The organism is Coprococcus sp. LG101-27, assembly GCF_027695515.1.
Lineage (GTDB): Bacteria > Bacillota > Clostridia > Lachnospirales > Lachnospiraceae > Allocoprococcus > Allocoprococcus comes.
Genome location: NZ_JAQEUJ010000029.1, coordinates 21,691 through 30,994 on the forward strand (window position 1 = coordinate 21,691; position 9,304 = coordinate 30,994).

The 9,304-nt window shown below is 39.9% G+C and carries 9 protein-coding genes and 1 pseudogene; 9 read left to right on the plus strand and 1 reads right to left on the minus strand.

Annotated features, from left to right (window positions below):
- Positions 1-29: 29 nt before the first annotated feature.
- The gene (locus PG766_RS14675) at positions 30-395 is read left to right on the plus strand and encodes a glutamyl-tRNA amidotransferase (RefSeq protein WP_118199083.1); all 366 of its coding nucleotides are present in this window, start codon (positions 30-32) and stop codon (positions 393-395) included.
- Between the two features lie 86 nt (positions 396-481).
- Positions 482-1,318: a hypothetical protein gene (locus tag PG766_RS14680; RefSeq protein WP_118199084.1), complete on the plus strand. Its 837-nt coding sequence runs from the start codon at positions 482-484 to the stop codon at positions 1,316-1,318.
- A 28-nt stretch (positions 1,319-1,346) separates the two neighbouring features.
- Here the strand turns inward: PG766_RS14680 and PG766_RS14685 are convergent, their stop codons facing one another.
- Positions 1,347-1,727: a hypothetical protein gene (locus PG766_RS14685; RefSeq protein WP_118199085.1), complete on the minus strand. Its 381-nt coding sequence runs from the start codon at positions 1,725-1,727 to the stop codon at positions 1,347-1,349.
- An 81-nt stretch (positions 1,728-1,808) separates the two neighbouring features.
- Between PG766_RS14685 and PG766_RS14690 the strand changes: the two genes are divergently transcribed.
- From PG766_RS14690 to PG766_RS17185, 7 genes and pseudogenes are all read left to right on the plus strand, one after another.
- Positions 1,809-2,201 carry a PrgI family protein gene (locus PG766_RS14690; protein ID WP_118199086.1) on the plus strand — a complete coding sequence of 131 codons (393 nt, stop codon included), beginning with the start codon at positions 1,809-1,811 and terminating at the stop codon, positions 2,199-2,201.
- The gene (locus tag PG766_RS14695) at positions 2,182-4,521 is read left to right on the plus strand and encodes a VirB4-like conjugal transfer ATPase, CD1110 family (RefSeq protein ID WP_118199087.1); all 2,340 of its coding nucleotides are present in this window, start codon (positions 2,182-2,184) and stop codon (positions 4,519-4,521) included. The genes PG766_RS14690 and PG766_RS14695 overlap by 20 nt, the downstream gene beginning before the upstream one ends.
- A gap of 82 nt (positions 4,522-4,603) precedes the next feature.
- The gene (locus tag PG766_RS14700) at positions 4,604-5,011 is read left to right on the plus strand and encodes a DUF6075 family protein (RefSeq protein WP_118199111.1); all 408 of its coding nucleotides are present in this window, start codon (positions 4,604-4,606) and stop codon (positions 5,009-5,011) included.
- A 25-nt stretch (positions 5,012-5,036) separates the two neighbouring features.
- On the plus strand, positions 5,037-6,758 hold the full coding sequence (locus tag PG766_RS14705; RefSeq protein WP_118199088.1) for a lysozyme family protein: 1,722 nt from the start codon (positions 5,037-5,039) through the stop codon (positions 6,756-6,758).
- Positions 6,759-6,887: 129 nt separating this feature from the next.
- Complete coding sequence (locus PG766_RS14710) at positions 6,888-8,999, plus strand: penicillin-binding transpeptidase domain-containing protein (protein WP_270591112.1); 2,112 nt, start codon at positions 6,888-6,890, stop codon at positions 8,997-8,999.
- Complete coding sequence (locus PG766_RS14715) at positions 8,989-9,183, plus strand: hypothetical protein (protein WP_028087877.1); 195 nt, start codon at positions 8,989-8,991, stop codon at positions 9,181-9,183. Before PG766_RS14710 ends, PG766_RS14715 begins: the two co-directional genes overlap by 11 nt.
- Positions 9,180-9,304 (plus strand): annotated as a pseudogene (locus PG766_RS17185) (DUF6070 family protein); the annotation flags it as partial. The gene PG766_RS14715 and the pseudogene PG766_RS17185, both read left to right, overlap by 4 nt.

The window sequence follows — 9,304 nt, forward strand, 5'->3', positions numbered from 1 at the left end:
AAGAAAAATATATAGGAGGCTATCAAAAAATGAAGTTAGATATGCGAAAGAAGCAGGAGAAGAAAGAAACAACAAAATCAACGAAGAAGCTGCCAATGACAGCAAAAATGAAACGTGCCATTGCAGTGTATATTGCAATGGTACTGATTATGACAGCAGGAGCAAGTACCGCATTTGCGGCAGACGATCCACTGACTGTAATCAATAATCTGTCCACATTTATCTTTGGACTGATTCGTGCTATCGGAATGATTTTACTGGGATTTGGAATTGTGCAGGTTGGTTTATCACTGAAATCCCATGATCCAAGTCAGCGAGCCAATGGATTCTTAACATTAGCAGGTGGTGTCATTATTACTTTTGCAAAAGAAATCCTGAATCTGATTACAGGTTAAGAAGAACAAGAAATAAGGAAAAAATGGGACGGTGCAGGCCAGAAAGGAGCCGCACCGACCCGGCTAAGACAGGAGGTGTTTAGAACGTGTCAGATAACTGGGTAGTACAGAACTTGCAAAATGCTTTGGATACCTGGAACAGTAAACTTGCAGAAATCTGGCAGATACTCACACAGTCACCGGAGACTTTTAAGGGTGGCGGTATCTGGCGGGTGATTGTACAGATTCATGGAGCATTGCAGGCAATCGGCTATGCCTTGTTGGTTTTGTTTTTTGTAGTCGGAGTGGTCAAGACTTGTGGTAGTTTTACAGAAGTAAAAAGACCGGAACATGCATTGAAAATTTTTATACGTTTTGCGATTGCAAAAGGCGTAGTCACGTATGGACTGGAGCTGATGATGGCGTTATTCAACATCATACAAGGAGTGACCAGTACGATTATGCAGACTGCAGGTTTTGGAAGTACGGAAGATACCGTTTTACCGGACGAAATCATAGAAGCGGTAGAAGATTGTGGATTTTTTGAAAGTATTCCTCTATGGGCGGTAACGCTGATCGGTGGACTCTTTATTACAGTGTTGAGCTTCATTATGATTATGAGTGTATATGGAAGATTTTTTCGCTTGTATCTTTATACTGCCATTGCACCGATTCCATTATCTTCCTTTGCAGGAGAGCCGAGCCAGAATATCGGAAGAAGTTTCTTGAAATCCTATGCAGCAGTGTGTCTGGAGGGAGCAATCGTGGTGCTTGCCTGCATTATTTTTTCATTATTTGCATCATCACCGCCAGTAGTCAATCCTGACGCAGCAGCAGTAACTATGGTGTGGAGCTATATCGGAGAATTGATTTTCAATATGCTTGTATTGGTCGGAGCAGTGAAAATGTCAGACCGGGTAGTGCGGGAAATGATGGGATTGTAAAAAGGACGCCCGAAAGCGTCCTTAAAAATTATTCTACAATGTTGTTGCTATTGTTATACCGCATATTCCCCTGAGAATCAAAATGAACAGAATCTAAAGGAATCCCTCTCTGTCTGGCACGAGAAATCTGGAAGGACATATCATCTTTCATAGCTTTGTAGTATTGATGTTCCTGCCACTTGCGTCGCAGAGCAGAAATCCAACTGAGAATTGAAAAGGCAGTTAGCAGATAGAGGATTGCAAATGCAAGTTTCTCATGGCTTGCTGCCCAAGGATTCAGAATCGTGGAAACAGCAAGGAAGTATAACAGCGGTAAGGTCAGATTTAATCTGGCAGCAATCCGAAACAGCAGAGAAATTAAAAATAGAGCAACAGTAACAACAAGTGAAATCATAACAGTGATTGGCATAGGTCAGTCCCCCTTTCATTTACCCAAAGTATAACAGAGCAGAAAAAATATAACAAATGTGCGATTTGGAGGTGTATCGTTTTGGAAGTAAAAATTAACAAGGAAATCAGGGATTACACAGAGGCAATCTTTTTCGGATTGTCCCTGAGACAGTTTATCTTTTCAGTATTAGCCTGCGGGATTGCCGTTGGGCTTTATTTTTTGCTTCACCCATACATGAGCATGGAAACAGTAAGTTGGATTTGTGTATTGGGAGCTGCTCCATGTGTAGTGTTCGGGTTTGTAAAATACCATGGAATGACAGCGGAGCAGTTTATCTGGGCATGGATAAAATCAGAAATCCTGATGCCGAAAAAACTGGTGTTCCGGTCAGAAAATCTTTATTTTGATGCGGTAGAACCAGTCATAAAAAAATATGAGAAAGAAAGTCTGAAGAAGGAGGGACGCAAGAAGAATGATAAAAACGCTGAGTAATATTTTCAAGCAGGATAAAGAAAAATTTGTAATTCCAAGAAGCGTACAGCAGGTAATTCCCATCGAGACTATCTGGTCAGACGGGATTTTTAAAATCGGGAGAAATAAATTTGCACGTACTTATAAATTTACAGATATCAACTACGCGGTGGCAAGCAAAGTAGATAAGGAAACCATGTTCCTGGAATATATGGATTTATTAAATTCTTTCGATTGCGGTGGAACAACAAAAATAACGATCAATAATCGCCGCTTGAATAAGGTAGATTTTGAGAAAGCAATCCTGATTCCGATGCAGGAGGACGGACTGGATTTATATCGGAAAGAGTACAACAACATGCTTTTAGATAAGGCAACCAGTTCTAACAGTATGGTGCAGGAAAAATACGTGACAGTATCCTGCTATAAGAAAACAATCGAAGAAGCGAGAACCTATTTTGCACGAGTGACAACAGAGCTGAACAGTCATTTTGCAAGACTGGGTTCCAAATGTGCAGAGGTAAATGGAGAGGATAAGTTACGGATTCTGCATGATTTTTACCGTACTGGAGAAGAATCTGGTTTCCATTTTGATATTCAGGAGAGTATGAGAAAAGGGCACAGCTTTAAAGATTATATCTGCCCGGATACTTTTGAGTTTGAAAAAGACTATTTCCGCATGGGAGAACGTTATGGAAGGGTACTCTTTCTTAGGGAGTATGCTTCTTACATCAAAGACGATATGATAGCGGAACTGACCGACATGAATCGAAATCTGATGTTGAGCATTGATGTGATTCCGGTTCCGACTGATGAAGCAGTACAGGAAGTGGAAAAACGTCTGCTTGGTGTGGAGACAAATATCACGAACTGGCAGAGACGGCAGAATGCAAACAATAACTTTTCTGCTGTCATTCCGTATGATTTAGAACAGCAGAGAAAAGAGAGTAAAGAGTTTATGGACGATCTGACCACACGTGATCAGCGTATGATGTTCGGTATACTGACTATGGTGCATACCGCAGAATCGAAAAAACAGCTTGACGCAGATACGGAAACACTTCTGACAATCGGACGGAAAAAGTTATGCCAGTTTTCGGTTCTGAAATTTCAGCAGATGGACGGACTGAATACAGCACTACCCATCGGACACCGGAAGATTCCAGCAGTCCGCACACTGACTTCGGAGAGTGTAGCAGTGTTGATGCCATTCCGGGTGCAGGAGATTATGGACGCAGGTGGTATCTATTGTGGAGAAAATGCAATCTCCCATAACTTAATTATGTGTAATAAAGAAAAACTGTTAAATCCAAATTCATTCCTTTTAGGTGTGCCGGGAAGTGGAAAATCCTTTAATGCAAAAATGCAGATTGTATTTCTGGCACTGGCAACGCAGGACGATATATTGATTTGTGATCCAGAGCGAGAGTATGCATCTTTGGTTGAAGCAATGGGCGGAGAAGTGGTTCGGATTGCTGCAGGGAGCCGGGACCATATCAATGCAATGGATATGGTAGACGGTTATGGAGATGGTGGTGATCAAGTGATTGAAAAGTCACAGTTTATCTTATCTCTGTTTGAACAGTTGGATAAAAAAGGAATCAATGCAAAGGAACGTTCCATTATTGACCGATGTGTAGGGGAAGTCTATGAGGAGTATCAACATGGCGGAGCGGTACCAACATTACGGGTGTTGCGTGAAAAATTCTTAGAACAGGAAGAAACGGAAGCACAGGATTTGGCACTGGTATCAGAATTATTTACAAATGGAAGTCTGGACGCATTTGCACATGAAAGTAACGTTGATGTGAATAACCGTATCATGGTATACGATATTCTGGATTTAGGAAAGCAATTAAAGACCATGGGACTTCTGGTAATTACTGATGCAATGCTGAACCGGGTAACAGAGAACTGGAAACAGGGAAAGCGAACCCATATTTTCTTAGACGAGTTTCATGTAGTATTTGAAAATGAGTATTCCGGAGCATTTTTTAACTCTGCATGGCGAAGATTTCGTAAGCGTAATGCATTTCCGACAGCAATTACCCAGAACGTGGAATATCTGTTAGATTCTGTTCTTGCAAGTACGATGATTTCAAACAGTGAGTATATCGTGATGCTTAATCAGGCAGAGCCGGACAGAGCAAAGTTGGCAACACTTCTGAATATCTCCACTGAGCAAATGGGATATATCACAAATGCAGATGCCGGTTGCGGTTTGGTGAAATACGGAAGTTCACTTGTACCGTTCGTCAATAGATTCCCGACCAATACAAGGTTGTATAAACTGATGACCACAAAGCCGGGAGAGGACAGTATCAACCGAGGAAGAATGTAACTTCAATAATCAATTTAAGAGAATGGCACCGGAAATCGTCACAATTTGTGGCGTTTTTTTAGTGCCGGAAAAGGAGAAAAATATGTCAGAAATCAGATTTTCATCAAAGGAACACGAAAGGTTTTTTTATCAGATGTTAGCAAAATGCGGAAAGCACGACAGTTATTACAGTTCATTTTTTTATTGTGTGGGAATTTCTGAAGATACCAGAAATCATGTTGATCGCATGTTTGATTTTAAAGAGCGTTTGATTAAACCGGGAGCACTGCATGAAGGGTGGCAGACAGGTGGTTCGGCACGATTGACCAGACTGGCATTTAACTTGTGGAATGGATATGTGGAGAAAGGAGAAGAAAGTCTGTCTACCCCATACGAGATGTTTGATTGCGGTCATGCACCATATTTTTATGAAGCAATCCGCATAAAGTATCCAGAATACTGCCGGGAACTGTCACAGGTGAATAAAAAAGAAACTAATCATGAACGCTAGATAAAGATTCAAATGGAGGAAAGCGATGGATCGTAAGATAAAAACACGCCAAGTCCATAAGGATATTAAAGTATTAGATAAGACGGTTACGGTGACAGACCATGTCAAACATTCCTATGTCAGAACAAAAGAAACTGTCATGCAATCGACGGAGAAATCCAGTGATAGAGAGAATAATCCGGTAGGTTATGCAGAAGATGCGGCCAGCGAGTATGCTGACCGCATCTTTCACGAAACAGGGCATCAGGTACGCAGACAGGCAGGAAAGATTATTGAACGGAAGAAAGAGAAAGTTTCTGTTTCTTTGGCAGGCGAAGAAACAGTTTACCAGCCGAAAGAACAAATCCGACCAGTACCGCCTTCAGGCGGGGAAAAGGCACAGGAGCAGGGGAAAAAACTTGCTGTAAAAAAAATCAAGACTGTTGAGCGGGATAAAAGAACCATTAAGACCGGGAAAGCATCGGAGCAGGTTGTAAAGAATACCGGAAAGGGTACCATCAAGACATCTGGAAAATCAGTCAAGACTGCAGAACAGACGGCAAAGACCAGCATTAAGACATCGGAGCAGACTGCAAATGCTTCTGTCCGGGCAATGCATTATTCTATGAAAAAAGCAGAAAAAGCAGTGCAGACAGCAAGGCAGACTGCACAGAATACCAGGATTGCAGTGAAAAAGACAGCAAAAGCGGTAACACATGCAATAAAAGCGTTGATTGAAGCTACAAAAGTATTACTGAGTGCATTGACTGCAGGTGGTTGGATTGCGGTTATGATTTTGATTATCGTCATTTTATTTGGTGGATTTCTATGCATGACAGGTGGGGATAATTCCAGTACGGTTTCTTCGGTTAGTGCAGAAGTAGAAGCATACGAACCACTAATCCGTCAGTATGCAAATCAATATGGCATTGGAGAGTATGTGGAACTAATCAAAGCCATTATGATGCAGGAATCAGGTGGGAGAGGACTTGACCCGATGCAGTGTTCAGAAGGGAGCTTTAATACAAAATACCCCAAACAGCCGAATGGAATCACTGATCCAGAGTATTCGATTTCTTGCGGAGTGCAGGAGATAAAAAGCTGTCTGGAACGTGCAGGGGTAAAAAATCCTCTGGATATGGAAAATATTAAACTGGCATTGCAAAGTTACAACTATGGAAATGGATATCTGGAATGGGCGAAAGCCAGAGGTGGATATACCCTTGCAAATGCAGCAGAATTTTCTGATATGATGGCACAGAGAATGGGGTGGAGCAGTTATGGGGACAAGCAGTATGTACCGCATGTGCTTCAGTATTATGCATTTGGAAGAATCCCGACAGGCATCGGTAATCAGGCAATCGTTCAGGTAGCAGCATCTCAGGAAGGAAAAGGCGGAACAACCTACTGGAGTTGGTATGGTTTTGGAAGCCGGGTAGAGTGGTGCGCCTGCTTTGTGTCCTGGTGTGCAGACCAGAGCGGTTATATCCAAAGTGGAGTCATTCCGAAATTCTCTCTTTGTTCGGACGGTGTCAGGTGGTTTGAAAGTAAAGGTAGGTTCCGTGACGGAAGTTATACCCCGGTGGCAGGAGATATTATTTTCTTTGACTGGGGAAATAATGGAACGATTGACCATGTTGGAATTGTAGAGAGCGTCAGTGGTGGAACTGTAAATACCATTGAAGGCAATAGTGGAGATAAAGTGGCAAGACGAAGTTACAGTATCGGAAGTAGTAATATTTATGGATATGGTGTTCCGGCATATTAAAAGGCAGGAGAAAAAGTGTGATAGTCTAATGGTGAATCTGGAGTATACAATTCCTGAAAATAGACTTGACTTTCAAATATTACAAGCGTAAGATTTAAGAAACAAAAAAATTAGAAGAAAGGAATATCTATGAAAAGAAGACGAAAAAAGCAAAATATCCAAAAATCTTACATTTGTAAGATTTTTGGGCTGATAGTAGCTATAACAGTAATTGCCGTTTCAGGAGGTGTTTTATTAAAAAGGACGATAACGGAATCACCAGAAGACACACTTGTGGAATATATGAACCATATTGAAAAAAAGGAATATGAAGTAATGTATACTATGATAGATTCAGATGAAAAAGTATATCTGACAAAAGAAGAATACATACAAAGAAATTCTAAGATATACGAAGGAATAGAGGTCAGTGACATTAAAATCAGTCATATAGCTGTGAAAGAGAAAAAAGCAGATACAGTTACGCTTTCGTATGAAACATCATGTAATACAATTGCCGGAACAATACAATTTGACAATATGGCGGAACTGAAGAAGACGAAACAGGGATATAAATTAGTATGGCAGGATAGCCTGATTTTTCCAGATTTAGAGAGTGATGATAAAATAAGTGTTACTACATCAAAAGCGGAGAGAGGAAAAATATTAGATCGAGATGGTAAAATGCTTGCAGGAAAAGGAGTAGCAACATCAGTTGGTATTATACCGGGAAAGCTGGAAGACAGGAATGTATCTATTGAAAAAATAGCGGAGTTATTAGAGATAGATGTAGAAACAATAAATAACAAACTCACAGCAAAGTGGGTAAAAGAAGATTCTTTTGTACCAATTGAAACTATTCCGAAAGTAGAAGAAATAGATTTAATGAAAATACAGCCAGAAGAAAAGACACTTGAGGAGCAGGATTGTCAGAATAAACTTTTGGAAATTCCAGGGGTTATGCTATCAGATGTGGAAGTTAGAACCTATGAGTTAGGGGAAGCAGCAGCTCATTTAATTGGTTATGTACAGTCTGTAACAGCAGAAGATTTGGAAAATCATCCAGGGGAAGGATATTCAGCTGAAAGTGTAATCGGAAGATCTGGGGTGGAAAAGTTATACGAAAAGCAATTAAAAGGAAAAGATGGTTGTGATATAAAGATTTTGGATAGTGATGGGGAAGTAAAAGAGGTTCTTGCAAGCATTTTTAAAGAAGATGGTATGGATATAAGATTAACGATAGATTCCGATTTGCAAAAATCATTATACGAGCAGTTTAAAGAAGATCCGGGGTGTTCTGTTGCAATGAATCCTTATACGGGAGAAGTATTGGCTTTGGTAAGTACCCCATCTTATGATAATAATGAATTTATACGGGGCTTATCATCAGAGAAATGGACATCATTAAATGAAGATGAAAAGAAGCCATTATATAATCGGTTTCGTCAAGTATGGTGTCCTGGCTCAACATTTAAACCAGTTGTGGCAGGAATTGGGTTGAAAACGGGAAGCATAGATCCAAAAGAAGATTTTGGAAATGAAGGTTTGGCATGGCAGAAAGATTCGTCTTGGGGATCTTATCAAGTGACAACACTTCATGAATATGAACCGGTTATTATGAAAAATGCAATTATCTATTCTGATAATATTTATTTTGCAAAGGCAGCTCTTAAAATTGGTAGTGAGAATTTTATGAATACTTTAAATGAAATAGGATTTAATCAGGATATGCCGTTTGAGATTGCGATGCAGGAATCAACATATTCCAATACAGATAAAATAGAAACAGAAATACAATTGGCAGATAGTGGTTATGGGCAAGGGCAGATTCTTGTAAATCCATTACATCTGGCAAGTATTTATACTTCATTTTTAAATGAAGGGAATATGATAAAACCGTATTTGAAATACAAAGAAGAAGCATCCGGTGAAACATGGATAGAAAATGCGTTTAGCAAAGAAAATGTAGAAGAAATTATGCAAGGGGTGGAAGGTGTTGTAAATGATCCGGAAGGAACCGGATATGCTGCACATCGTGACGATATTTTGCTGGCTGGAAAAACAGGGACAGCCGAGTTGAAGGCAACGAAAGAAGATACTTCTGGCAAAGAAATCGGGTGGTTTTCGGTGTTTACGGCAGATAAAAGCGTGGACAAACCAATTCTTCTTATCAGTATGGTTGAGAATGTGAAAGGAATCGGTGGAAGTGGTTATGTTGTTAAAAAAGATGCAACAGTATTGGATGAGTATTTTGAAGAATAAAAAAATTTTTATGGGAAATTATTACATATGTAAGATATTTGCGATGATATTGATAGTTCTTATTGTTTTTACAGGGTGCGGACAAAATCGAATTACGGAAAAAGAAGAAAAGAAAGAAACCGTAGAATCTGAAATGAATGCAGAAGTAAAAAAACAGCGCAAACTTTTCGGTCTGTTTATATGAAGGAGAAGTCGGAGTTAAATACATTAAAGGTGAAAAGAAAAATTATCAATTGTCTGGAAGAAAAAGGATATGCGGCAGTAGATTGTGATAATCAGATTGATATGGTCAATCGTGAAAAAGT